This window comes from Microbacterium invictum, assembly GCF_034421375.1.
In the GTDB taxonomy this organism is placed as follows: Bacteria; Actinomycetota; Actinomycetes; order Actinomycetales; family Microbacteriaceae; genus Microbacterium; species Microbacterium invictum_A.
This window is the reverse complement of sequence record NZ_CP139779.1, coordinates 3,214,451-3,238,070: the sequence shown is the minus strand read 5'-3', so window position 1 is coordinate 3,238,070 and position 23,620 is coordinate 3,214,451. Positions and strand designations below refer to the sequence as shown.

Here is a 23,620-nt window from a genome sequence, read left to right as displayed (position 1 = left end):
GATCGTACGCGTCTCAGCCGGTGACGCGCTCGTGCTCGGGGAGTGCGGGGTGGCGCTCGTGCGCGTCGTGGCGGCGCGGGATGAAGAGGGCGACGACGAGGGCGATGAGAGCGGCCGCCCCGCCGAGGATGAACGACACCTGGAAGGCGGTACCCGTGGGCACGTCGACGCCCTGGAAGGGCGTGACGTATGTGGCGAGCACGACCCCGATGACCGCAGCCGCCGTGCTCGTGCCGAGCGAGCGGAAGAGGGCGTTCAGACCATTGGACGCGCCGGTCTCGGACTGCGGCACCGATCGCATGATGAGCATCGGCATCGCGGCGTAGCCGAATCCGATCCCGACGCCGATGAGGATGTTGGCGACGAGGATCTCCCACACCTCGCTCGAGAACAGCAGCGTATAGCCGTAGGCGGCGATCAGCGCGAGCGCGCCGAGGACGAGGAGCAGGCGCGGGCCGAAGAGGCGCGCGAGACGCCCCGAGAAGGGGGAGAGGAGCATCATCATGAGGCCCGCGGGCATCACGATGAGGCTCGCAGCGATGAGCGAGAGCCCGAAGCCGCCCGTCGCGACGGGGAGCTCGAGCATCTGCGGGTAGACGACGTTCGAGGCGAACAGTGAAAAGCCCATCGCGATCGAGGCGATGTTGGTCAGGAGCACCGGGCGCCGCGCGGCGACGCGGAGGTCCAGGAGCGGGTCGCTGATCCGCAACTCGTACCATCCCCATGCCACCAGGATCGCGAGCCCGCCGAGTCCGAGCGCGAGGACGGCCGGGGAGGTCCATCCCCACTCGTTGCCGCGGGAGATCGCCAGCAGTACGCCGAGGAGACCGATCGACATGCCCGCTGCGCCGACGAAATCGAAGCGTCCCGCGGTGCGCAGTGTGCTCACCGGCACGATCCACAGCACGAGGACGAAGACGACCACGCCCAGGCCCGCCGACATCCAGAACAGCACGTGCCAGTCGCTGCGCTCGGTGATGAGCGCACTGATCGGCAGGCCGAGCGCGCCGCCGACGCCGAGGGTGGCGCTGATGAGCGCGATGGCGGTATCGACACGATTCTCGTGCAGCACGTCGCGGAGGATCGAGATCCCGAGCGGGACGACGCCGGTCACCGCCCCCTGCAGGGCGCGCCCGACGATCACTCCGACGATGCCTGGCGACAGCGCCGCGATGACCGATCCGACGACGAGGAGGACGAGGAGCACCAGCACGATGCGGCGCTTGCCGTACATGTCGCCGAGGCGCCCGGCCACCGGTGTGCTGATGGCGGCCGCGAGGAGGGTGGCGGTGACCACCCACGCCGTGTCTTCACGGCTGGCGTCGAGGAGCTCGGGCAGCTTGGACTGGATGGGCACCACGAGGGTGAACATGAAGGATGACGCCAGTCCCGCGATCGCCAACACGGCGACGATCGCACCCTGTCGGGGCTTTCGGCTGAGGTTCTTCCGGTTGTCCTCAGCTCGATCGCGCATCAGGTCAGGCTACTCGCGGTCGCGAGTATGTTGGGCGGCATGCCCGAGGCATCCGTTCCCACCCCGCCCGGAATCGCCCTTCGCCCGCTCGACACGGTGGCCCAGGTGCACACCGCCTCGGCGGTGCTGTCGGAGGTGTGGGGCGGTGACCGATCGGGAATGCCGCCGAACCTGCTGCGGGCGCTCGCCCACGCCGGCAACTACGCGATGGGTCTCTACGAGGACGACCGGATGGTCGGCGCGTCAGTGGCGTTCTTCGCCGCCCCGGCTGCCCGGTCGATGCACTCGCACATCACGGGCGTGCTGCCCGGGCGTCAGAGTCAGGGTCTCGGCCGCATCCTGAAGCAGCATCAGCGCGAGTGGGCGCTCGCGCGCGATGTCGGGCACATCACGTGGACCTTCGATCCGCTCGTCGCCCGCAACGCCCACTTCAACCTCCGGGTGCTCGGCACGCGGGTGACGGAGTACCTGGTGAACCACTACGGCGCCATGGATGACGGCGTCAACCGCGGTGACGAGACCGACCGGATCATGGTGTCGTGGGCCCTCGCTGCGCCTCCGGTGCCGACGCCGGCCGACGACCGGGTGGTCGCCGAGGTGCCGGTGCCCGCTGATATCACCGCGATTCGCCCTGACACTCCGGCCGAGGCGGCCGCCTGGCGCCGTCACGTGCGCAAGGCCCTCCTTTCGCACCTCGCCGATGGTCTGGTGATCGGCGGCTTCGATGCCCCTCGCGGATACCTGCTGGTGCGGCCGTAGTCAGCGGGTATCACCGGCGCAGGTCGCGACTCTCTGCTCATGACGCAGGAGGCGTCATCGACAGGGGAGTCCGACATGAATCTGCGCACCACGCTTTTCCCGACCGAGGCCCAGGGAGCCGGCCGCCGCCTGACCGCGAGGATGGCGCGACGTCTCCGTCCGCGGCGCGCCCGCTCCACCTTCCGACCGCTCACCGCGGCGCGCACCGCCTGAGACCTTCGTCGTCCTGCGAGAATCGACTCGCACGACGACGAAAGGGCGCGGGCATGCCTCGAACCATCAGTGAGCACGGACTGATCGGAGACATGCGCTCCGCGGCGCTCGTCGGCGACGACGGCACGATCGACTGGTTCTGTCCCGGCCGCTTCGATGCGCCGAGTGTCTTCGGCGCGATCCTCGACCCCGAGCGCGGGGGACACTGGCGGATCGGTCCGATCGATCCCGATGCGACCAGCAGGCAGTTCTACCTGCCCGACACCAACGTCCTCGTCACCCGCTTCGCCACCGCGGGCGGAGTCGTCGAGGTGTGGGACGCGATGATCGTGGAACGCGCGCGAGACCCCCATCACCGGCAGCGCCTCGTGCGCAACGTCGTCGGGGTTCGCGGCAGCGTCGAGATGAGATTCGAGTTCGCGCCGCAGTTCGACTACGGGCGACGGCCGCACCACGTCGCCACCTCGGACGACGGCGCGGTCTTCGCCGACGAGGAGACGAGGCTGAGCCTGCAGACCCCGCTGGCCCTCGATATCGTCGACGGAACCGCGGTCGCGGAGCTGACGGTGTCCGTCGGCGAAGAGTGCGAGTCGGTGCTCATCGTCGGGTCGCCCGCCGACGAACCCGATGCGCCGGTCGGGCCGACCCGCCCGCTGGTGGATGCCACCGTGCGGTTCTGGCAGACATGGCTCGGGCAGTCGCACTACCGGGGTCGGTGGCGCGAGGCGGTGCACCGCTCGGCACTGGTGCTGAAGCTGCTCACCCACGAACCCTCGGGGGCGGTGATCGCCGCCCCCACCACCTCCCTCCCGGAGGTGATCGGCGGAGAGCGCAACTGGGACTACCGTCACGTCTGGGTGCGCGACGCCGCCTTCTCGATGTACGCCCTCCTGCGCTTGGGTTTCGTGGACGAGGCACGGGGGTTCATTGGATGGCTCATGGACCGGTTGGAAGACCGAGCCCACTGCGACGACGGCATGGGGCCGCTCCGGTCGATGTACGACATCGACGGCAACACCACCAGCGGCGAGTTCACCCTGGACCATTGGCGCGGCCATCGCGACAGCGCGCCCGTCCGGGTGCGCAACGACGCGGCCGATCAACTGCAACTCGATGTCTACGGCGAGCTCATCGACTCGGTCTACCTCTACGACAAGCACAGCGACGGTATCGGCTACGACGACTGGGTCAAGCTGACCGGTGCCGCGGACTGGCTCGCCGAGAACTGGGGCCGCCCCGATGAGGGCATCTGGGAGACCCGAGGCGGGCAGCAGCTGCACACCTACTCCCGGGTGATGAGCTGGGTGGCGTTCGAGCGGCTCATCCGTATGGCGCGCAGCCGCGGCCTGTCGGGAGACCAGACGATGTGGATGCGGGTGAAGGACGAGATCGCATCCGAGGTCTTCTCCGACGGCTGGAACGCCGAGCTCGGAGCCTTCACGCAGTACGCACGCAGCGACGTCCTCGATGCCTCGCTGCTGCTCATGCCCGCGGTGAAGTTCGTCTCGCCCTCCGATCCGCGCTTCCGCTCGACGCTCGCGGCGATCGAGGCGGAGCTCGTCACCGACACCCTCGTGTTCCGCTACCACGCGGCCCGTTCCCCCGACGGCCTGGACGGGGAGGAGGGGACGTTCTCGATGTGCTCCTTCTGGTACGTCGAGGCCCTCACCCGGACGGGGCGGCTCGACGAGGCGAAGCTCGCTCTGGAGAAGATGTTCACCTACGCCAATCCGCTGGGCCTCTATGCCGAGGAGGTCGGCCTCGACGGCGCGCAGCTCGGCAATTTCCCTCAGGCCTTCACGCACTTCTCCCTCATCAGCGCCGCTGTCAACCTCGACCGGGCGATCGGCTGAGCATGCCCATCGCTCGGCCCGCGGCATCCGTGTCCCTCGACGGGTTCGAGCTGCGCGTGCTGCACCTGCCGCTGGTGTCGCCGTTCACGACGTCGTTCGGCACCGAGACGGTCCGTGAGGTGATCGTCGTACGCGCCCTCACCGCTGACGGCGACGGATGGGGCGAGATCGTCACAGGGGCGGCGCCGCTCTACTCCAGCGAGTACACGCAGAGCGCCTGGGACGTCGCGACGCGGTTCCTCGCGCCCGCGCTGCTCGGGCGCGGGCGCCTGGCCCCGCACGAGGTGCCGAGCGTCTTCGCCCCGTTCATCGGGCACCGCATGGCCAAGGCCGGGCTCGAGCTCGCGGTGGTCGACGCGGCGCTGCGCGCCGACGGGCGCTCGATGGGCGACTACCTCGGCGCGGCGGTCGACCGGGTGCCATCGGGGGTGTCGGTCGGGGTGCAGCGTGACCCCGCCGCGCTCGTCGATGCCGTCGGCGGGTATCTCGCGGAGGGCTACCTGCGCATCAAGATCAAGATCAAGCCGGGGCGGGATGTCGCGGACACCGCCGCGGTGCGCGAGGCGTTCGGCGAGGTGCCGCTGCAGGTCGACGCCAACTCGGCGTACACGCTCGCCGACATCGACACGCTGGCCGCCCTGGACGCGTTCGACCTGCTCCTCATCGAGCAGCCGCTGCAGGAGGACGACCTCGTCGACCATGCCGTGCTGGCCGAGCGGGTGGACACACCGATCTGCCTCGACGAGTCGATCGTCTCGGCCAAGGCCGCCGGCGATGCGCTCGCCCTCGCGGCGGCGTCGGTCATCAACATCAAGGCGGGCCGGGTCGGCGGCTATCTCGAGGCGGTGCGCATCCACGACCTGTGCGTCGCTGCGGGGGTGCCCGTCTGGTGCGGCGGCATGCTCGAGACCGGGATCGGCCGGGCAGCGAATGCGGCGCTCGCCGCCCTGCCTGGCTTCACCCTGCCCGGCGACGTGTCGGCGGCGAGCCGGTTCTACCACCGCGACATCGTGACCGAGCCCGCGGTGCTCGAGGACGGCCACGTGCGGGTGCCCACCGGCCCGGGGCTCGGGGTCGACATCGACCGCGCGTTCCTCGACGAGGTCACCGTCGAGCGGGTCGAGATCCGGCGGTAGCGCTGATGCGGCGTCCCCCACTCCTGCAGATCGAGGGTCTCACGCGTCGACACGCCGTGCGGAGGGGGCGCGCTCGCCGATTCTGCAGGAGTTCGGTCGCCCTCGCCGTTGCGCTCCTCCTGACCGGCTGTGTCGGCGGGGGCGGGAGCGGCGGCGGAGCGCGTGAGCCTGCGTCCGACGGCTCGACGGCCCTGCCCGCCGGCGTCACCGTCGAGATCGTCCAGCTCCGCGCCGACGTCGCGCTGCGTCAGGCGCAGGTGCACGTCGTCAACGGCGGCGACACCGACCTTCAGATCGGCGAGGTCGCCGTCGATGATCCCCGCTTCACCGCCCCGGCGACCCGCGTGCTCGCCGGGCGCACGAGCACGGTGGCCGCGGGCGGCGAGGTCGACATCCGCGTGCAGCTGACCGACCCGGCGTGTCCGGCGCCGGACGGAGCGGCCGCCGAGCCCACGGTCGAGCTCGCCTTCGCGGCGGAGGGCGGCGTCGAGGGCACGGCGCGTGTCGTCGCCGCCGACCCGCTCGGCTTCCTCGCGCCCCTCCACGAGCGGGAGTGCCGGGCGGCCGCGCTCGCCGAGGCGGCGACGCTGTCGTTCACCGGCTTCACCTCGTCGCCGCCCGGAGAGCCGGCGACGCTCGCGCTGACGGTGACCCCGACCGGCCGCGGCGCGGCGACGATCGTCGCGGTGCAGGCGACCAACCTGCTCGACTTCGGCGCGGCCACGGTCGACGGCGCCTTCCCGCTCGATCTCGAGGTGACCGGTGCCCTGGGCACGACCGTCGTCGACGTGCCGATCGTCCCGTCGCGCTGCGATCCGCACGCGGTGCAGGAGGACAAGCGCGGCACGATCTTCGACATCCTGCTGAGCCTCGACGGCGAGCCCGGAGAGATCGAGCTCTTCGTCGGAGACACGCTCCGCGGCGACATCCTCACCTGGGTGTCGAGCTGGTGCGGATTCGCCGGCGCCGGCTAGGGCACCGGGCCCACCCCACCGCGCGCCGCCCCGTGCACCGCGACGCCGTCCAGGGCGTCGAGGATCGCCACCCCGAGCGCGCCACCGGCATGCCAGGGCGTGTAGGCCTCGGCCCACCAGCGGGTCGTCTCGGGCGGGATCACCCCGGGCAGCACGCGCGCCAGCTCACGGGCGCCCGGCACGGGACGCGGGCGCAGCACCGAGAGCACCACGACCCCGTCGGCGACGACCTGCAGCACGGCGCCGTCGTCCAGCGGCCGCAGTTCGAGCACCACATTGTCATCACCGGCGACCCGGTCGTGAACGGATGCCGCGGCACGCCCGATCGCGGCCGCGTCGACCGGGTCGGGGGTGAGCACCACGCTGCTACGGGGCATCGGACATCCTCCGTCGACGTCGGGGCCCGGGGCGACAGTCTCGGGCTCCCGGCCCGGTTCCGGCTGCGGTTCGGATGCCGGCGCGGGTACCGACGGCGCCGCCGGCTGCGTCAGCGCGGGCTCCGCCCCGGCGCCCACGTCGAACCGTGCGACCTGCACGAGCGTCGGCCGTTCGCCCCGGCGGGCGAGTCGCCCGCGGCCGGCGATCATCGGCTCGGCGTAGAGCTTGGGGAGCAGCTGTCCCTCGGCGCGCTCGCCCGACATGATCAGCGCCGTCCCGCCCGTGTCGCGGATCCCCTGAAGCGCGAGATCGAACATCGCCCGCGACGCCCCGGCCACCGGCCGGCTGACCACGACGTTCAGGCGCAGGTCGCGTGCCGAGGCGAGGTAGGGCAGCAGGGGGCGGAGCGGCTCGGTGCCACCGGCAGCGAGGATGTCGAAGTCGTCGGCGACGACGAGGATGCGTGGGCCCGGCGCCGACCGGTCGAGTGCGCGTTTCTCGAGCTCGGTCGCGATCGACTCCGCCAGTTGGCGCCCCTGACGGCCCGAGGTGGCGTGGCCGCCGAGGTACGCGTCCGGCACGTCGGCGGCCAGCTCGCCGCGCGCGTCCATGAGCCCCACGACGAGTTCCTCGGGCGAGAACCGGTCGATCGCGCCCTGCACGAGGCCGCGCAGGGTCGTGGTCTTGCCGCAGCGGCTGTCTCCGAAGACGAGCAGGTGCGGGTCGCCGGTGGCCAGGTCGAGCGCGACGGGCTGCATGGTGTCCTGGCGGATGCCGAAGGGGATCGCATCGGGCTCGTCGAACGCGTCGGGGAGCTCGGCGGGCTCGAGCACCTCGGGCAGCAGCCGGATGGGCGCGGCCTCGGGGCCCTCCCACCGTGCCGCGCTCTCGCGTGCGATGCGTTCGAGGGCGGCGCCGATGTCGTCGTCCTCGGCCTCCTCCAGGAGCGGCAGCGCGACCTGGGCGAAGAGCTTCTCGTCGGTGAGCACCCTTCCCGGCTCGTCGGCGCGGAGGGTCGTGGAGAGCTTGCGCGCGATCTGCGAATCGGCGGGGTCGTTGAGCTTCAGCTCGAGCCGCGTCCCGACGAGGTTCTGCAGGTTCATCCGCAGTTCGTTCCACCGCGAGAGTGTCACCACGACGTGGATGCCGAAGCTCCCGCCGCGCTCGAGGAGTTGCGCGATCGGTGCTTCGAGGTCTTCGAACTCCGTGCGGACGGCGCCGAGGCCGTCGACGAGCAGCACCACGTCGGCGCTCGGGAGCTCCGGAAGTCGGCCGGCGGCGTGCTGGCGGCGCATGTCGGCGAGGGAGTCGAGGCTCTGCTCGCGGAAGACCCGCTCGCGCACCGCCAGCATGCCGGTGAGCTCTTCGAGCAGTCGTCCGAGGCGCTCGCGGTGCCCACGGGTGGCGACGCCACCGACGTGGGGGAACGGCTCGATCCGCGCGAGACCGCCGCCGGTGAGATCCATGCCGTAGACGCTCACCTCGCGCGGCGAGTGGGTGAACGCCAGCGAGGTCGCGAGGGTCCGCAGGAAGGTCGAGCGCCCCGACTGCGGCGCGCCCATGATCGAGACGTGACCGCCGGAGCGGGTGAGGTCGAGCAGCCAGGGCTCCTGCCGTTGCCGGCTCGGGTCGTCGAGCAGCCCGATCGGCGCCCGCAGGGCACCGGCGACGGCGTCTCCCTCGCTGCTGGGGAGCACGCCGCCGAGGGTGAGCACCGGAGGGAGGGGTGGCAGCCACACCGGCCGAGTGCGCACGACGCCCCGGGCGACGCGCTCGGTCGCGGCCTGTACAAGGGTGCGCCCGGTGACGGGGGTCTCGGGCTGCGAGCTGTCCAGTCCGTCGGCCTCGCCGGGGTCGACGTCTGCGACACGGACGTCGTAGGGCGGGAGGGGCAGCACGGGCGGTGCCGCCTCACGCTCGGGACCGCGCTCGACCCGCTCGGGCACCGGACCCGAGACGTATCCCGCCCGGAAACGTGTGTACACCGAGGTGTCGACCTTGAGGTAGCCGAAACCGGGGATCGCGGGCAGATGGAAGGCGTCGGGGCTGTCGAGCACGACGGCCGACTCGGCCTCGCTGAAGGTGCGCAGGCCGATGCGGTACGACAGGTAGGTGTCCAGGCCCCGCAGCCGCCCCGCCTCGATGCGCTGGCTCGAGAGCAGCAGGTGCACGCCGATCGATCGACCGATCCGCCCGATCGTGAGGAGCAGTTCGACGAAGTCGGGCTCGGCGGTGAGGAGTTCGCCGAACTCGTCGATGACGAGGAAGAGATGGGGGAGCGGCGGCAGATCGTCGCGGTCCCGGCGCAGCTGACGGTAATGGCCGATGGATGCCGCGTTGCCGGCCTCTTTCAGCAGACGCTGGCGGCGCACCACCTCGCCCTGGATGCTCGCGCGGGCCCGCTCGGTCAACTGCGGGTCGTCGGCGAGGTTGTCGATGATGCCGGCCACGTGCGGGAGCGGCGCGAACGGCGCAAAGGCGGCGCCGCCCTTGTAGTCGACGAGGATCATCGACAGGTCGTCGGGCGCGTGGGTGAGGGCGAGTCCGAGGATGAGCGTGCGCAGTAGCTCGCTCTTGCCCGACCCCGTCGCCCCGATGCAGATGCCGTGGGGGCCCATGCCGAGCTGGGCGGATTCCTTGAGGTCGAGCAGGACGGGGGCGCCGCGGTCGTCGATGCCGATCGGCACACGAAGGAAGTCCGCGGCGCTGCGCGGGCGCCACGTCGACGCGACGTCGATCGCGTCGACGTCGGCGACGCCGAGCAGCTCGGTGACGTCGGGGGCGAGCACGGTGCCGCTGTCGGAGGAGCTCGTCCGGGTGAGGCGGAGCCCTGAGAGCGGGCGCCCGATCACCTCGAGCAGGGCGATGTCGACGGGGTCGGGAGCGATATCGGTGACGGCCGGCTCGCCGCTTCCCGGCGTCTCGACGGTCGCGGTCCCGTCGGTGAGGGTGATGCGCGACACCACGGACGACGGCTCCTTCAGCCGGTCGTCGACGAGGTGGATGACGGTGACGCCGAGGTCGGCGAGGTCGAAGGCGGCGTCGATGCGGGGGAGCGCCGTGGCGGCCCCGCCGTCCTCATCGATGAAGAGCACCAGACGCCCGGGCTTCGTGCGGCGCCCGGCGCGACGGGCGGCGGCGGTGGCGGCGGCGCGGTCGCGCAGCTCGTCGCGGAGCAGGGTCAGGAGCTCCGGCAGGGTCGGGGCGATGCGGCGCGCAGCGAGGGCTCCGGCGGGGATGTCGCCGGCGGCGACGTGCGGCAGCAGGTCGAACCCGCGCCACTCGTCGCGGACGCGCGCGGGGAGGACAGCGGCGAGATGGACGTCATCGGGCGAGTGCAGTGCGCCGATCTGCGCGGCGATTCCGCGGCAGACCCGGAGGGCCTCCTCGCGGTCGCCGACGATCGACACCTGGCCGCCCCGTTCGAGGTCGACCAGGGCCGGCATCCCCTGCGACAGTCCGGCGAGGCGCACCATGCGCTCGGCGGATTCGCGCATGACCGGGTCGAAGGGCTGCACCGGATTCTGCTCCGGCGGCAGCGCCACCTCCACGGCACGCAGGTCGGCGGTGCCGATCCTCACCCGCAGGAAGTCGGGGTCGCCGGGGCGCCGCTCCCAGCGGCGCGCGGGGTTGAGGGCGACTTCGACGAGGGTGGTGGGAGCCGGATGCAGGGCGAGGGACGCGTCGCGGTGGGCGTCGGCGAGCTCGCGCACCTCGCCGCGGGTGCGTTCGAGGTAGTCGAGGTAGCGCTCGCGCTGCAGCCGGCGCTGGCGGGCGGCGTTGCCGCGCGAGCTGAACGCCATGCCGACGCCGCCGACGAGCGCGACGACGAGGATCACCGCCCCGACGACGACCATGATCGGGTTGTTGCGCAGCAGCACGATCATCGTGATCGATGACAGGCTCCCCACCACCGGGAGGAGCGACTGGATCGGGAACCCCGCGGCGCCTTCGCCGAGGGGCGGCGGCGGGGCGAGCGTGACGTCGGCGAGCGGCTGGACAGGGGTGGTGATGCGCGCGGGGCGGTGGACGACGCGGAGGGTCATGCCGTCACCTCCCGTCCGCCGGCCACGAGGATGGCGGCGAGACTCAGCACGGCGCGCCTCGCCGCGCGCGGAGCGCGCGGGAGGAAGACCACCGGATGCGACGAGGTCGCCGCGATCGCCCGCGCGACGGCTGCCGAGTCGGGATCGGTCTCGATGAGGGCCAGGACCACCGTGGGCTGCTCGGGCAGGTCGCCAATCGCTGGGACGACGGCCCGCGCGTTCTCGGCCGCGGTGCGGGTCGCATCGGCGACGATGCACACCACGTCGCTGAGCGAGGCGCAGGATCCGAGGCTCCCGAGGGGGTGGTGTGCGCCGTAATCGGTGACGGCCACCTCGAAGAACCGGGCGATCGGTGCCGCCTCGGCCAGCCACGCCCCCACCGGGTCGTCGGTGGCCGGCGGGCGGAGGCCGACGATGCCGCGGCGGTCCTCGAGGCCGGTCAGCGCCTCGGTCGTCGTCCGCGCGCCGGCGCGCGTCTCGTTCGGCGCCGTCTCGGCCACTTCGAGGGCGCGGGCGAGGTCGCCGTCGGGAGTGACGTCCACGGCGAGGACGGATTCCGGGCGGCGTGCGGTGATCGCGCGGGTGACCTGCAGGGCGAGGGATGTCACGGCGTCGTGCGGGGCCAGCGCGAGGAACCCGATGCGACGCGTGGTGGACAGAGGCGCGCGGATCGCGGCATCCTGCGTCGCCAGCACCGACTGGGCGGCGGTGGCGCTGCCGAAGACCACCCGGGGGAGCGAGGCGAGACCCTGGCTCATGAGCCGCCGCCGAACATGCCGAGAAGTTCGTCGTAGACGCCGAGGGCGCCCAGGAGCAGGGGCAGGAGGGAGACGACGGCGAGGGTCTCGAGGATGTTGCCGAGCCCGCGCAGGCGTGCGCGGGCGGCGGGCTTGGGTGCGACGATGCTCGCGGCGGCGATGACGGCGGCGACGACGATCCCGACGGCCGGGGCGACCCAGCCGAGGCTCGCGAGCTGGGTGAGGAAGGCGGTGAGCGCGATCGCGCCGACGGCGCCCCAAAGCGCCCAGCCCTGCGTGCGGAGCGGGAACGCGCGGAAGCGGAGGGCGGCGATGACCGCGATGGCGAGGGCGAGGAGGCCGGGCCAGAGCGCGTCGGCGAGGACCAGCGCCACCCCGGCGATGCCGAGGGCGGCGGCGACGGCGAGAACGCTCCAGGTGAGCGCGGCGTAGGCGTTGTCGATCGCCGAGAAGGCGCGTCCGCGGCCGATGCGGTCGCCGGTGGCGGCCTGGGTGTCGAGGGTCGTGAGGCCTGCGGCCGCGAGGGCGATCCAGGGCAGCGGGCCGGTGGCGAACGCGGCGACCACGCCCGTGATCGCGGCGGCGGCCGCGTCGTCGACCCCCGCGAGGAGCAGGACGAGCAGAAGCGTGCCGAGCGCCGCGCCGAGTGCGCCGCCCGCGAGAGCGCCGGGGGAACGGCGGGCGACCCCGATCGCGACGAGGACGGTGGTCGACGAGGTGGCGAGCGCGACGGCGGCACCCAGGAGCAGGTCGGAGGTGAGGCTGAAGGCAAGGATGGCCAGGACGACGGCGACACCCGCCGCGGCGGCGCCGACGGCTGCCGCGACGCGCCGGATCCCGCCGAGCCCGAGCCCGGCGGACACGGCGAGGAAGACCACGAACGCGGCGATCTGAACCGCCGCGGCCGCTTCGCCGGGGAGCGGGAGGAGCAGCGCGCCGCCGCCGGCGGCCAGCGCGATCCCGGTGCCGGCCGCGAGAGCGCGGGCGCGGGCATCCCACCGGTCGGGCCGGCTGTCGTGGGCGTCGGCTGCGGCGTCGGTCACGTCGATGACGACGGGCGAGGGCGGCGCGGCTTCGAGGCGCTCCAGGCGCAGCAGGGTGCCGTCGAGGAGGTCCAGCTGCGTCGGGGTGCGGGCGATGTCGAGCTGCTCGCCGTCGGGGGCGACGAGGGTGAGCGGTCGGGCGACGGTGCCCTCGGTCTCTCCGAGCAGGTCGAGCAGGCGCGGAAGCGCCGAGCCGAGCGATTCGTCGCTCGGGACGACGACCTCGGCGCGCGCGTGGGCGCCGGCGACGGTGACGCGGGTGTAGATGCTCACAGGGCCTCCGGTGCGTGGGGCAGGACGAGGACGGCTGCGCTCGCGTTCGTCTGCTCGCGGGCGGCGGCCTGATCGGCCAGGAGCTGGCTGACGAACGAGATGCCGGCGCACACGGCGCAGGCGATCGCCGCGACGATGATCGATCCGATGAGCCGCTTCGCGTGGTCGTTGACGGTGCGGCGCTCGTCGATGTGTCCGTAGAGGAGGGCCGAGCCCAGTCGCATCCGCTGGATCTTCGCCTGCTCGATGAGCACGGCGTCCTTCTGGTCAGGCATTGATGCCCCCTCTGCGATCGAAGAAGGTGCGGGCGACGGCCGGCGCGAGACCCAGCAAGCGCCATAGCCGTTCGCGATCGAGGGGGGCGACGACCTCGTCGAGGCGCTGCCACCCGCCGCCCTCGATCGAGCCCAGCGGAATCAGGACGCCGGGAAGACGCGGGCTGCCGACCGTCGTCCCGCCGACCTGCGCCGTCCATGCCGCGGCGTCGACGCCGAGGGCGCGGACGCCCGGCGGGCCGACGAGGAGGGCGAGGGGTTCGGGCGCCGGCGACGCGGTGGCGCGGCGCGCGAGGTCGGGCGCGCCGAGGGCGCCGAGCGCCATTCCGATCAGCGGCATACCCACGGTCGCCGCAGCCGCGAGCGACCGTCGGGCGACCCCGGCGAGATCGGCCGACGCCGCGTCATCCGCTCCTGCCAGTTCGGCGACGACCCGCGTCGTCTCCTCCAGACCCTGGCCCGTGCGGCCGACCTGCAGGGTGGCGATGAGAGGACGGGGGGAGTCCGAGACGGCGATCCAGCGGCTGTCGCTCGGCATGCGCCGGCGGCTGCGCTCGGTGAGGTCGTCGCGGTCCCACGCGGCGAGGAGCGGCTCGAGCGCGCCCCAGTGCGTCGGCGGCGCCCCGGTGACGACCTCGGACACCGCGTCGAGGACGCCGCCGAGACGCACGGGCCTGCTCACCCGGTGGCGGGTGGACACGGTGACGACGAGCTGGAGGCGGCTTCGGATCGAGGCGCGGACGAACGCGGGGTGCACGCGGGCGGGGTCGAGCGGACCGCCCAGCGAGAGGACGGCGTCGGGGGTGTCGAGGCGGGCGCCCGACCGGGCGTCGTAGAACCCGTCGCTGCGGGTGCGGACGACCCAGTGCCCCTGCGTCGCCGAGAGAGCCTCGGCGAGGGGTTCGGTCATCCGGGCGTGCTCGCCCGAGACGACGAGGGGCCGGCGGCCACCGGCCGCGGTGCGCCCGATGAGGTCGCTGAGTCCCTGCGAAAGGCTCAGCACCTCGCTGTGGATCTCGGTGAGCACCCAGCCCTCGCCGGTCGCATCGGCGAGGGGATGATCGATGGTGAGGGTCATCGCGCCTCCGTCACCGACAGGCTCCGGTCGCCGAGGTCGATCTCGGCGGGGATCGCGAGCGGGGTTCGCTGGTGGGCGATGAGCGGATGCCGGGTGCCGGCGGTGCGCACGAAGGTGCCGTTGGTGGAGCCGAGGTCGGTGACCCAGAGGCGGGCACCGTCCCATTCCAGGCGCGCGTGCGACTTCGACAGCGAGCGCGAGAGGTCGGGCCACTGGAACGCCTCGGCAGGGGCGTCGGCGGGTGCGATGGGCGTGCGCCCCAGGATGAGCGCCGACTCGAGCGACAGGCGCTCGCCGGAATCGAGGCGGACGAGCGGCACGCCGCCGCGCGCGCCGGATCGGGGTCGGGGCGCCGGTGCCTGCGCCTCGGGGAAGGTCACCGGAGCCAGGGCGGGCGCGAACGGATCGCGGCCCCGGCGGAGGTCGAAGGTCTCGAGTCGTCCGCGCAGCAGCGCCGGCAGGAACGAGCGGCCGGCGGCCGCGCCCGTGGACGCCTTCACGGTACGGAGCCCCACGGCGAGACCGCCGAGGGCGCGGCCCGTGCGGGCGAACTGCCCGGCGGTGACCACGACGAGGAGTGCCGCCCCGACGACAAGCGCGGTGCCGAGGCCCGGTGCGCCGGTCGTCAGGGCCAGGATGCCGCCGATCGCGGCCACCAGGGGGGCGGCGAGGTCGATGAAGACGGCCCCGGCGAGCTGGCCGGCGCGAGCGCGGGCGGTGAGCACGAGGGGGTCGACGTCGGCCAAGCGCAGCGAATCCTGTGTGGTCATCCTGTTCTTGCGTTCTTCCCGTTCCGGCGAACCCTCCGATCTTAGTCGGGGGTGATTCTGATCAGGATCTCGGGCGGGGAACGGTCAGGACGGCATCGACGTCGTGGGGGAGCGCCCGTCATCCCGGCCCGTTCACGGCGTGGCGATCCGCCGCAGCGGTCCTTCTCGCACGAGGTCGCGGATGCCCATCGAAGGATCTTGGACCGCGAATCGGATGCCGCCCCCTTCGCGGCCGAACCACGGAGGTGTGACGGTGGCGGCGACACGGATCGGGGCCGTCGTGAGGAAGGACTGGAGGGGCTGATCCAGGGCGGTCACCGGAAGCGAACGAGCCTCGAAGGACGTGCCGGTCGGGTAGAGGAGGAACCCGTCCAGGGCTCCGATCCGGTCGACGAGGAGTCCGGCGGGCAGGTCGATCACGGTGTCCTTCACGCCGCGAGCGGCGAGATCCATTACGTGAGGGGCCGCCCACGTGAGAAGCCGTTCGCGCTCGTCATCGGGCAGGTCCTGCGGCTCGGGAAGCGGCGACAGCGCGTACTGGAACAGCGCGGTGACGATCTCCGCCGCCGAGGGGCGCCGTAGCAGCACGCGCGCCGTTCCGTAGTCGACGGTGGAGAGGGTCCACCGGTCGCCGGCGCCGGCGACGGCCAGTGCCCCTTCCCACGGCACCCCATCATCCCCGGGGAGGAGGACAGCACGGTCGGGGACACCGTTCTCGCGCAGGGTGGTGCGAACGTTCGCCCAGGAGGTCTCGGGCGTCATCGGTCTCCTCTTTCGTCGCACGACATCGCCGACAAGCCTATGCACACGGCCGGAATGTCGTTCGCCGTCAGAATAGAAGTGTGGATGACGATGGAATTCTCGCGCTGTGGGCCGACCGCCTGGGTTACCTCCCGATGACGGACGACGGGACGTTCCTGGTCGGGTGGGGCGACCTGGAGACGGCATTCGCCATCCGAGAGGACAGTGAGGGGTACACCGTCGACAAGCAGAGTCGGGGTCAGTGGGCAACGCTCGGGCGCTTTTCGGCACGATCGGAGGCGGAGGCGTTCCTCGCGGTCTGCCTGGCATCGATCTGGCGCGCCGATCGTGGGCTCGGAGATGTCTTCCCCGCCGAACCCGCACCGGACACCATCGTCACCCGGACCGATGAGGGCTACGACGTCGAGGCCGGGGGACACCGAGCATCCTTCCGTCAGCGAACGGACGCCAAGCGCTACACCTACGTCGCCGGCCGCGGACTCCCACAGGTGAACGACTTCCTCATGCAGTAGCTGGGCCGGTCGGAGAATCCTCCGAGGCCAGCGCTCGAATCTGTGCGTCCACGTCGCGAACCGAAGGAAGCGCGAACGACGCCCCACCGTCCTTCGGCACGACGATGGGCGTGTTTCCGACCAGCAGCGAATCAAGATCGCCGCTCTCGACGTACTCTCGCCCCTGGTAGAAGAACACCCAGTACCGACCCGACTCGACCGGGTCACCGAGGACGACCCGCTCTATCCCGTCCTCGGCCGTCGACTCCTGCAGCGAGGCGTTGACGACTCGGCGAGCTTCCGCCACCGTCCGCGCGCTCACGAGGCGCCACCCCACACCTCCCCGCCTGCGGCGCTCAGCCGTTTCATCTGCTCGTGCGCGGGCTCTGCGCTCGACAGCCGGAAGGGCGCCGATCCATCCTTGGGAATGACGATCAGACCGTTTCCGGCCAGAGCTGCATCCTCGTCCCCATCTTCGACGAGGGCCTGGCTCTGATATCGCTGCACCCACCAGCGCCCGTAGTCCTCCGGATCCCCGACGAGGACGCACGAAACCCCGCCGTGCTCCTCTGCGTCGGTCAGCAATCGGCGCGCGATGCGCTGCGCCTTGGCGGCATCCATCTCCTCCGACCTCGTCGAAACCTGACTTGTTCACAGTGTGATCTTCTTCAGGACGCCGAAGCCCTCACCAACCGCGCGCGTACGGCGGAATCACTCACGCTCGCGGATGCGGGCGAGCTGGATGTCGGCCGGCTCCGCGCTCCCCAGGCGGAACGGCGGCGAACCATCCTTGGGTATGGCGAAGGGTCCGTTGCCTGCAAGCGCCTGCATGATGTCGCCCTCCTCCATGAAGGCGCGGCTCTGGTAGCCCTGCACCCACCAGCGACCGTGATCCTCTGGTTCACCGACGAGCACGCAGGGGACACCTCCGTTCCGCTCTCCTTCGGCGAGGAGCTCCACGGCGATGCGCTGCGCCTCGACGGCGTCGACGACGTCAGCCATTCTTCGTCACCATGAGTCCGATTCTCGACACATCTTCGAGACGGGCGAAAGAGCCGGTCTGCGCATCCAAGAACACCACGCCGTTGCGATCGTGAATGACGTTGAACACGTGAGCCGACCCATTCGGCCTCGCGATGTAGACGACCCCGCGGCTGCCCTCGGGCATGGCGGTCATTCGCGCGACGACGTCCTGATATCCACCCATCCACTGAAAGTTCGGTGTGATGCCGAGTCCAGTGAAGATATCTCCCACGTCACGGGGCACAGCGGAGGGCATCGCCGATGCCGGTGTCCCCTCCATGACGCGATCGAACGCGATCACGCATCGCGTGCAGTTCTGATCCCATCCCCGAGTCGCGAATCCCGGGTCGAGTGTGCCGGCCTGAAGACCGTCGAAGCGTGTCGCATTCACACCGAGGAGCCCCGGGTACTCGTGTCGGATGATCGACCGCTGCAGGTCGGCGGGGATGCTGTCGAAGTGAAGTGCCGTCACATTGACGGACCCGGGGACCGGCGACGAGAAGTCGCTGAGCGCGTTCGCGCCCGCATCGAGACCACTCGGCACCGTCGGAGACGTCGACTCGATGATCCGGTAGTCGTTCGAGAGCAGCTGCTCGACGCTCAGAACACCGTCGACGTCGTCGACGAACTGCAGCTGGATGCCGCCGCCGGGCTGACCGAACGCCGGAGCGACCTCGGAGACCTCGATGTGGACCCCTGGAGGCAGCTCGTCGGTGAGGCGGAACACGTGATACCCGGCGTTCAGGTTGCCGCCCGGCAACGCCCGCTGCTCGAACAGCACACCCTCGGGCGAGAGGTAGGCGCCCCCGCTTCCGCCGAAGCGGTCGATCGTGTCGCCGTAGTCGCGGCGGAACGCCTCCATGTCGGTGTACGACACGCGCGAGCCAGGAACCGCCCCGTCGTTGCCGGGGTAGAGGGGCCGGTTGTCCGGACCCATGTACCGCTCTTCCCACTCGGCGCGCGTGTAGGGCTCGCCGTCGGAGCCGCGACCGTAAGGCGCCTCGGGGTCTGAGACGAGGTGCCGGATGTCCGCCGGCACCTCTGCCGGCGGCGCGTACTGGTCGGCCAGTGTGCCGTGATCGGCGCGAGGCTCGCCGTACTCGGGATCGATGTCTCCCCCGCGGTGCTCCGGGCCCTGCGTCCAGCCGTCACCCTCGCTGCCACGATCGACTGGAGCCGAACCGTCGCCCGGCCCTGAACCGTCGCCCGATCCTGCACCTCCTCCGCGGGGGGTATTCGCGTCGGCGCCGGACCCGCCCGACCCGCCGGTCTCGGTGCGCACGGGCGCCTCGTCGACGACAGCGTTCACCGGCGCGGGGCCGGTCTCGCCTCGCACGCCACCCGCATTCACCAGTTCCGGCTCGCGCACGGGCGCGGGAACGGATGCCTCCGCACCGCCGTCTCCGCCGCGCACGCCACCGCCTGCGACGTTGTCGAACGACCCCGCCGGCATCTCGATCACGCCGCCGGGGAACTCCAGCACCGGCGCGCCGGTCTCGTCGACGCGGGCGAAGACGTTCTGCGGGTCGACACCGACCTCGTCCAGCAGGCGCATCGCCGACGTCGGGTCGGTCGCGGTGTACACCTCGACGGGGCCGAGGTTGACGTCGACGGGCGTGGTGTCCAGGCGCCCGATGAGGTTGTCCAGGCTCCCGAGCCCGGCGCTTCCCAGGCGCATCGTGCCGTTCACAGCCCACGCGGCCGGGTCGACGAAATCGGCGACCCGCGCCATCCGGGAGAGGACGGATGCCGCTGTCGAGGCCGTCTTCACACCGGCGACCGCTGCGCCGCCCACCGGGATGAGCGCGGTGCCGACGTTGAACACCGACTCGCCGAGCGCGGTGCCCGGGTCATCGGCCCACTTGTCCCAGGCGATGAGCGCCTTGCCGGTGTTGATCGCGGCCTCGTCCGCCTGCGCCTTGAAGTCGCGGACCTCCTGCGGGAGGAACCCGTCGCCGCCGAACTGCTGCATGAGCGAATCGGCGTGGAAGATCGGCGCGAGCACGCCGGTGTTGGCCATCCCGGCGAACAGCAGGTTGCCGAGGTTCCCCCAGGCGGCGCCGTACGCATCACCGGAGAAGAACTCCCCGGTCTCGGGGTTGTACCCGAGCACGAGGGTGCCGAGGCCCTGCACGGTGCCCCAGATGCCGCCGACGGCGATGCCCTCCCAGAGGAAGTCCTTGAAGACGAAGTTCGCCGTCGCCTCGCCGCAGCCCTCGGTGCGCTCGACCTCGGCGCCCCAGGGCATCTCGGTGCCTTCGGGGATCTCCTCGATGCCGTAGCCGAGCGCGTCGTCCTCCGACTGCGCGGCCCGGAGCGGATCGGCGCCGTAGAGGGCGCGGATCGCGTTGGCGCAGTCGCGCTCGGCCTCCCAGAGCAGCACCTGCTGGGCGTTCACCTGCGCGATGAGGTCGTTGTTGCGATCGACGTACTCCTGGACCTCGTGCCACTCCTTCGTGACGGTCCGGTACTGCTCCACCGGCTCGGCCGCGCTCGTCGACGCGGTCGCTCCGTAGGCGTTCCACGAGCCCTGGTACGACGCCGCGGTCGTGCCGTACGACCCGTACGCCGTGTAGGCGGGGTTCAGCTCCTGCACCTGCACGCCGCCGGCGATCTCGGCACGGAACGCCTGGGCGTCCAGCCGCAGCTGATCCAGTGCCGCCTTGATCGGGCGCACGGCCTCGGCGAACCCGCTCAACGCCTGCGAGACGACCGACAGGTTGTCGCCGACCTGCGTGGACTGCGTGTTCACCGGCTGCATGAGGTCGAGCACGATGCCCGACTCGGGCGCCTCGTACACCGCGGCCATGCCCTGCCACTTCGTGTGCACGGCGGCGCCGTGATCGCGCACCTGTCCGGAGATGGTGTTCACCGTGCCGGCGTGGAGCTCGATGGTGTCCGGATCGATGTCTTTACCCGGAATCGCGTCCGGATCGATGGCACTCGGCATCTCTCACATCACCCCCGGTGGCAGTACGGGCGGATAGACCGTCGCGTGCGCCGCGGACTGCGCATTGGCGGCCATCTCCATGTCACCCTGCACGTACGCTTCCGTCGCGCTCACCACACCGGTCGCGGCGGCGCCGATCCGGGTGCTCATCCCCTGGATGCGGGGACCCTCCTGAATCTGGAAGTACGACTGCACCGCCTCGGCGATCGCGGCCGACTGCGTGGCGGTCACCGCCCCCTCGAGGGCGGGACTGAGGTTGTTCAGCGCCGTGCCGAGAGCCTCGGCATCGACGTTGACGTCCTGCAGTACGGCGACGACCCCCGACGGTTGGATTCTCCAGCCCGTCACAGGTCAGCCCCCTCAGCCGATGGACTCGACCGCAGTGCGGGCCTTGCTCAGAGCGGTCTGCGCCGACTCGTCGTTGCGCTCCAGCGACGAACGGAGCGTCTGGATGATCGAACGCACCTCGCCGGCGGCGTTCTTCCAGCGCAGCTCCTTGGCGCGGTAGTCCTCCGACACGCCGTCGGCGGCGTAGTCGGCCATCGCCGCGTTCACGTCGCGGTCGTGCGCGTCGATCAGCGTCTCGAGCTGAGCGGCCACGCGGTTGAAGTTGTCCTGCGCGTTCTGCGATGCCGGAATGCTGTAATCTCGGCGGTCACCCTGATTGGCCATGATGATCCCCTCCGTCATCGAGCGCCGAAGCGCGCCGCGTCGAACGATGAACCCGACTCGAGGCTGGTGGTGGAGTCGACCATCGACGCCTCACCCTCCTGGAACGAGCGGTCCATTCCGGCGATGCCGCCGAGCACGCCGTCCAGGGCGAGCTTCAGCTCGCCCGAGATCGCGTCCGTGCGGGTCTTGAAGCGGTCGAACGCCACGCGCCCCGCTCCCTGGAACTGGCCCTCCAGCGGCTCCGCCGCCTCGAGCAGCTGGCGCACGAGCAGCGCCAGCTCGTCGCTCGACCCCGAGGTCGCCTTCCCCAGCACGCCCAGCGTGTCAGCCCCCATCGCGAACTTCATCGCGTACCTCCCCGAATCGTGGACAACGACTTCCACAGCCTAAACAGGGCCGATACATCGGTCCAACCAGATGAGAGAACTCTCCTTTTCGCACGCCTCACCTGCCACGATGGGACCGATGGCCACCACGGGTCGGACGGGAAGGCGCTCATGGCGGAATACCCCAACATCGCCGACCACGGTGTGATCGGAGATCTGCAGACCGCGGCGCTCGTGTCGACGGACGGCACCATCGACTGGTTCTGCGCGCCGAGATTCGATTCCCCCAGCATCTTCGGGTCGCTCCTGGATGCCGGCAAGGGCGGTTTCTGCAGCATCCGCCCGATCGCCGACGACGTCGTGACCCGGCAGCTCTACCTCCCCGATACCGCCATCCTCGTCACCCGGTTCATGACCGAGGACGGCGTCGGCGAGGTCGTCGACTTCATGCCGATCGCGGGGAAAAGCCACACGCAGCGGCATCGCATCGCACGCCTCATCCGCGTCGTGCGCGGCGCGATGGAGTTCGAGGCCGAGGTCCGCCCCCGCTTCGGATACGGTCAGCACCCCGAGAGTATCGAGGCCTCACCCGAGCACGGCGTCGTGTTCGCCGGTGCCGGTCAGACCCTCACCGTCCACCGCGTCGGCGACGTCATCCAGCGCGACGGCGCACCGGCGGGCCACCTGGAGATGGTCGACGGCGCCCTGCGCGTGCGCGGAGAGCTCCGCGCCGGCGAGAGCACCGGGCTGCTGCTGGAGACCGGGGGAGCCGCGGCATCCCGGGTCGAGACCTCAGAGCTCGACCGCATGTTCCGTCGCACCCAGCGCTTCTGGCGCGAGTGGGTCGACCGCTCCACCTACCGGGGCCGCTGGCGCGAGATGGTCAGCCGCTCGGCCATCACTCTGAAGCTCCTCACGTATGCGCCCAGCGGCGCGATGGTCGCCGCCCCCACGACCGCTCTTCCGGAGCAGGTGGGCGGTGAGCGCAACTGGGACTACCGGTACACGTGGATCCGCGACGCCTCATTCTCGGTGTCGGCGCTCCTCGGCCTCGGCTACGTCGACGAGGCCGAGGCGTTCGTCGGCTGGCTGACCGACCGCGTCCAGGAGAGCGTCGGCGACGATTCCGGACCGCTGAAGATCATGTACCGGGTCGACGGCACGCACGACCTCGACGAGACGACGCTCACGGGCCTCTCGGGCTACCGGGACTCGCGGCCCGTCCGCATCGGCAACGGCGCCGAAGACCAGCTGCAGCTGGACATCTACGGCGAGGCGATGGACTCCATCGCCGAGGCCGACGCGCACGGTCTCCGTCTGCCGCATCGGGGATGGTCGCAGGTGAGCCGGATGCTCGACTGGGTCTGCGACAACTGGCAGCGCGACGAGGAGGGCGTCTGGGAGACCCGCGGCGGCCGGCAGCGCTTCACTTTCGGCCGCCTGATGTGCTGGGTGGCGCTGGACCGCGGTATCCGCCTCGCCGAGTCGGGGGGCAAGCCCGCCGACATCGTCCGATGGCGTGCCGAGCGCGACGCTCTCTATCGCGAGATCATGACCGCCGGGTGGGACGACCGCCGTCATGCCTTCGTCCAGCACGAGGGGACGGACGTGCTCGATGCCTCGCTCCTGGTCATGCCGCGGACCGGCTTCATCTCGCCACGCGACCCGATGTGGCTGTCCACCCTCCGCGCGATGGACGACGAGCTCGTCTCCGACAGCCTCGTCTACCGCTACAACCCCGCCGCATCTCCCGACGGCCTCCGCGGGTCGGAGGGCACCTTCACCCTCTGCTCGTTCTGGTACGTCGACGCTCTCGCCCGCTCCGGACGACTGGAGGACGCGCGGCTGACGTTCGAGAAGATGCTCACCTACGCCAACCACCTCGGCCTCTACGCCGAGGAGATCGGCCTCACGGGCGAACAGCTCGGCAACTTCCCCCAGGCCTTCAGCCACCTCGCCCTCATCAACGCCGCCGTCAACCTCGACAGGATGCTGGGAAAATGACCACTCCACCGCCCGTTCCGCCCGCCGCCACACCGATGAGCCCCTCCGACGAGAAGCTCTGGGCCACCCTCATCCACCTCGGGGGGCTCTTCTTCGGGTTCCTGGCCCCGCTCATCGGATACCTCGTCCTGAAGGACCGAGGGCCGTTCATCCGCGCGCACACCGCGACCGCGCTGAACTTCCAGCTGACGCTGATCATCGCCTACTTCGCCGGCATCATCCTGACGTTCTTCTTCATCGGGCTGCTCGTCATCCTCGCGGCGTACGTGCTCAACATCGTGTTCTGCATCATCGCGGCGGTGAAGGCGAACCGCGGCGAGTGGTACACCTACCCGATGTCGATCCCGATGGTCCGATAGCCC

23 protein-coding genes are annotated in these 23,620 nt (G+C 71.2%); 8 read left to right on the top strand and 15 right to left on the bottom strand.

Annotated elements, in window-relative coordinates:
* Positions 1-13: 13 nt before the first annotated feature.
* A complete protein-coding gene (locus T9R20_RS15545; RefSeq protein WP_322410242.1) occupies positions 14-1,474 on the bottom strand; it encodes an MFS transporter in 1,461 nt (486 codons plus the stop codon).
* A gap of 39 nt (positions 1,475-1,513) precedes the next feature.
* Here T9R20_RS15545 and T9R20_RS15540 point away from each other — a divergent pair, with 39 nt between their 5' ends.
* From T9R20_RS15540 to T9R20_RS15520, 5 genes are all read left to right on the top strand, one after another.
* On the top strand, positions 1,514-2,233 hold the full coding sequence (locus T9R20_RS15540; protein ID WP_322410241.1) for a GNAT family N-acetyltransferase: 720 nt from the start codon (positions 1,514-1,516) through the stop codon (positions 2,231-2,233).
* Between the two features lie 75 nt (positions 2,234-2,308).
* The gene (locus tag T9R20_RS15535; RefSeq protein WP_322410240.1) at positions 2,309-2,446 is read left to right on the top strand and encodes a hypothetical protein; all 138 of its coding nucleotides are present in this window, start codon (positions 2,309-2,311) and stop codon (positions 2,444-2,446) included.
* Positions 2,447-2,499: 53 nt separating this feature from the next.
* On the top strand, positions 2,500-4,299 hold the full coding sequence (locus tag T9R20_RS15530; protein WP_322410239.1) for a glycoside hydrolase family 15 protein: 1,800 nt from the start codon (positions 2,500-2,502) through the stop codon (positions 4,297-4,299).
* Between the two features lie 2 nt (positions 4,300-4,301).
* On the top strand, positions 4,302-5,435 hold the full coding sequence (gene menC / locus T9R20_RS15525) for an o-succinylbenzoate synthase (RefSeq protein ID WP_322410238.1): 1,134 nt from the start codon (positions 4,302-4,304) through the stop codon (positions 5,433-5,435).
* A 5-nt stretch (positions 5,436-5,440) separates the two neighbouring features.
* The gene (locus tag T9R20_RS15520; RefSeq protein ID WP_322410237.1) at positions 5,441-6,409 is read left to right on the top strand and encodes a hypothetical protein; all 969 of its coding nucleotides are present in this window, start codon (positions 5,441-5,443) and stop codon (positions 6,407-6,409) included.
* Here T9R20_RS15520 and eccCa read toward each other — a convergent pair.
* From eccCa to T9R20_RS15485, 7 genes are all read right to left on the bottom strand, one after another.
* Positions 6,406-10,833 (bottom strand): type VII secretion protein EccCa, encoded by a 4,428-nt coding sequence (gene eccCa, locus T9R20_RS15515; protein ID WP_322410236.1) that lies wholly within the window; start codon positions 10,831-10,833, stop codon positions 6,406-6,408. The genes T9R20_RS15520 and eccCa overlap by 4 nt on opposite strands.
* Positions 10,830-11,591: a hypothetical protein gene (locus T9R20_RS15510; protein WP_322410235.1), complete on the bottom strand. Its 762-nt coding sequence runs from the start codon at positions 11,589-11,591 to the stop codon at positions 10,830-10,832. The genes eccCa and T9R20_RS15510 overlap by 4 nt, the downstream gene beginning before the upstream one ends.
* Positions 11,588-12,907, bottom strand: a complete 1,320-nt coding sequence (locus T9R20_RS15505; RefSeq protein WP_322410234.1) for an EsaB/YukD family protein — start codon at positions 12,905-12,907, stop codon at positions 11,588-11,590. The genes T9R20_RS15510 and T9R20_RS15505 overlap by 4 nt, the downstream gene beginning before the upstream one ends.
* Entirely contained in the window at positions 12,904-13,182 is a 279-nt protein-coding gene (locus T9R20_RS15500) for a hypothetical protein (RefSeq protein ID WP_322410233.1), read from the bottom strand. Before T9R20_RS15500 ends, T9R20_RS15505 begins: the two co-directional genes overlap by 4 nt.
* Positions 13,175-14,260, bottom strand: a complete 1,086-nt coding sequence (locus tag T9R20_RS15495; RefSeq protein ID WP_322410232.1) for a DUF6177 family protein — start codon at positions 14,258-14,260, stop codon at positions 13,175-13,177. Before T9R20_RS15495 ends, T9R20_RS15500 begins: the two co-directional genes overlap by 8 nt.
* Positions 14,257-15,030 (bottom strand): FHA domain-containing protein, encoded by a 774-nt coding sequence (locus T9R20_RS15490; protein WP_322410231.1) that lies wholly within the window; start codon positions 15,028-15,030, stop codon positions 14,257-14,259. Before T9R20_RS15490 ends, T9R20_RS15495 begins: the two co-directional genes overlap by 4 nt.
* 132 nt (positions 15,031-15,162) lie before the next feature.
* Positions 15,163-15,792 carry a TNT domain-containing protein gene (locus tag T9R20_RS15485; protein WP_322410230.1) on the bottom strand — a complete coding sequence of 210 codons (630 nt, stop codon included), beginning with the start codon at positions 15,790-15,792 and terminating at the stop codon, positions 15,163-15,165.
* 80 nt (positions 15,793-15,872) lie between these two features.
* On the opposite strand from T9R20_RS15485, the gene T9R20_RS15480 reads away from it, so the two are divergent.
* Complete coding sequence (locus T9R20_RS15480) at positions 15,873-16,304, top strand: hypothetical protein (RefSeq protein WP_322410229.1); 432 nt, start codon at positions 15,873-15,875, stop codon at positions 16,302-16,304.
* Here the strand turns inward: T9R20_RS15480 and T9R20_RS15475 are convergent.
* From T9R20_RS15475 to T9R20_RS15445, 7 genes are all read right to left on the bottom strand, one after another.
* On the bottom strand, positions 16,294-16,605 hold the full coding sequence (locus tag T9R20_RS15475) for a YrhB domain-containing protein (RefSeq protein ID WP_322410228.1): 312 nt from the start codon (positions 16,603-16,605) through the stop codon (positions 16,294-16,296). The two genes, T9R20_RS15480 and T9R20_RS15475, sit on opposite strands and share 11 nt — an antisense overlap.
* Complete coding sequence (locus T9R20_RS15470; protein WP_322410227.1) at positions 16,602-16,904, bottom strand: YrhB domain-containing protein; 303 nt, start codon at positions 16,902-16,904, stop codon at positions 16,602-16,604. The genes T9R20_RS15475 and T9R20_RS15470 overlap by 4 nt, the downstream gene beginning before the upstream one ends.
* A 90-nt stretch (positions 16,905-16,994) precedes the next feature.
* Positions 16,995-17,285 carry a YrhB domain-containing protein gene (locus T9R20_RS15465; RefSeq protein ID WP_289261746.1) on the bottom strand — a complete coding sequence of 97 codons (291 nt, stop codon included), beginning with the start codon at positions 17,283-17,285 and terminating at the stop codon, positions 16,995-16,997.
* Entirely contained in the window at positions 17,278-20,256 is a 2,979-nt protein-coding gene (locus T9R20_RS15460) for a glycohydrolase toxin TNT-related protein (RefSeq protein ID WP_322410226.1), read from the bottom strand. The genes T9R20_RS15465 and T9R20_RS15460 overlap by 8 nt, the downstream gene beginning before the upstream one ends.
* A gap of 3 nt (positions 20,257-20,259) precedes the next feature.
* Positions 20,260-20,604, bottom strand: a complete 345-nt coding sequence (locus tag T9R20_RS15455) for a DUF6507 family protein (protein WP_322410225.1) — start codon at positions 20,602-20,604, stop codon at positions 20,260-20,262.
* Between the two features lie 12 nt (positions 20,605-20,616).
* Positions 20,617-20,928 (bottom strand): pore-forming ESAT-6 family protein, encoded by a 312-nt coding sequence (locus tag T9R20_RS15450; protein WP_124291785.1) that lies wholly within the window; start codon positions 20,926-20,928, stop codon positions 20,617-20,619.
* A gap of 14 nt (positions 20,929-20,942) precedes the next feature.
* Entirely contained in the window at positions 20,943-21,263 is a 321-nt protein-coding gene (locus tag T9R20_RS15445) for a hypothetical protein (protein WP_322410222.1), read from the bottom strand.
* A 162-nt stretch (positions 21,264-21,425) separates the two neighbouring features.
* On the opposite strand from T9R20_RS15445, the gene T9R20_RS15440 reads away from it, so the two are divergent.
* Together T9R20_RS15440 and T9R20_RS15435 are read left to right on the top strand one after the other, a co-directional pair.
* Positions 21,426-23,258 (top strand): glycoside hydrolase family 15 protein, encoded by a 1,833-nt coding sequence (locus T9R20_RS15440; RefSeq protein ID WP_322410220.1) that lies wholly within the window; start codon positions 21,426-21,428, stop codon positions 23,256-23,258.
* Positions 23,255-23,617 (top strand): DUF4870 domain-containing protein, encoded by a 363-nt coding sequence (locus T9R20_RS15435; protein ID WP_322410219.1) that lies wholly within the window; start codon positions 23,255-23,257, stop codon positions 23,615-23,617. Before T9R20_RS15440 ends, T9R20_RS15435 begins: the two co-directional genes overlap by 4 nt.
* Positions 23,618-23,620: the final 3 nt, after the last annotated feature.

Coding starts and splice junctions, on each gene's coding strand:
- T9R20_RS15510 (WP_322410235.1), bottom strand. CDS start 11,591: ATGAGCCAGGGTCTCGCCTCGCTCCCCCGGGTGGTCTTCGGCAGCGCC.
- T9R20_RS15540 (WP_322410241.1), top strand. CDS start 1,514: ATGCCCGAGGCATCCGTTCCCACCCCGCCCGGAATCGCCCTTCGCCCG.
- T9R20_RS15490 (WP_322410231.1), bottom strand. CDS start 15,030: ATGACCACACAGGATTCGCTGCGCTTGGCCGACGTCGACCCCCTCGTG.
- T9R20_RS15530 (WP_322410239.1), top strand. CDS start 2,500: ATGCCTCGAACCATCAGTGAGCACGGACTGATCGGAGACATGCGCTCC.
- T9R20_RS15450 (WP_124291785.1), bottom strand. CDS start 20,928: ATGGCCAATCAGGGTGACCGCCGAGATTACAGCATTCCGGCATCGCAG.
- T9R20_RS15495 (WP_322410232.1), bottom strand. CDS start 14,260: ATGACCCTCACCATCGATCATCCCCTCGCCGATGCGACCGGCGAGGGC.
- T9R20_RS15545 (WP_322410242.1), bottom strand. CDS start 1,474: ATGCGCGATCGAGCTGAGGACAACCGGAAGAACCTCAGCCGAAAGCCC.
- T9R20_RS15535 (WP_322410240.1), top strand. CDS start 2,309: ATGAATCTGCGCACCACGCTTTTCCCGACCGAGGCCCAGGGAGCCGGC.
- T9R20_RS15500 (WP_322410233.1), bottom strand. CDS start 13,182: ATGCCTGACCAGAAGGACGCCGTGCTCATCGAGCAGGCGAAGATCCAG.
- T9R20_RS15520 (WP_322410237.1), top strand. CDS start 5,441: ATGCGGCGTCCCCCACTCCTGCAGATCGAGGGTCTCACGCGTCGACAC.
- menC (WP_322410238.1), top strand. CDS start 4,302: ATGCCCATCGCTCGGCCCGCGGCATCCGTGTCCCTCGACGGGTTCGAG.
- T9R20_RS15465 (WP_289261746.1), bottom strand. CDS start 17,285: ATGGCTGACGTCGTCGACGCCGTCGAGGCGCAGCGCATCGCCGTGGAG.
- eccCa (WP_322410236.1), bottom strand. CDS start 10,833: ATGACCCTCCGCGTCGTCCACCGCCCCGCGCGCATCACCACCCCTGTC.
- T9R20_RS15435 (WP_322410219.1), top strand. CDS start 23,255: ATGACCACTCCACCGCCCGTTCCGCCCGCCGCCACACCGATGAGCCCC.
- T9R20_RS15460 (WP_322410226.1), bottom strand. CDS start 20,256: ATGCCGAGTGCCATCGATCCGGACGCGATTCCGGGTAAAGACATCGAT.
- T9R20_RS15445 (WP_322410222.1), bottom strand. CDS start 21,263: ATGGGGGCTGACACGCTGGGCGTGCTGGGGAAGGCGACCTCGGGGTCG.
- T9R20_RS15470 (WP_322410227.1), bottom strand. CDS start 16,904: ATGGATGCCGCCAAGGCGCAGCGCATCGCGCGCCGATTGCTGACCGAC.
- T9R20_RS15440 (WP_322410220.1), top strand. CDS start 21,426: ATGGCGGAATACCCCAACATCGCCGACCACGGTGTGATCGGAGATCTG.
- T9R20_RS15485 (WP_322410230.1), bottom strand. CDS start 15,792: ATGACGCCCGAGACCTCCTGGGCGAACGTTCGCACCACCCTGCGCGAG.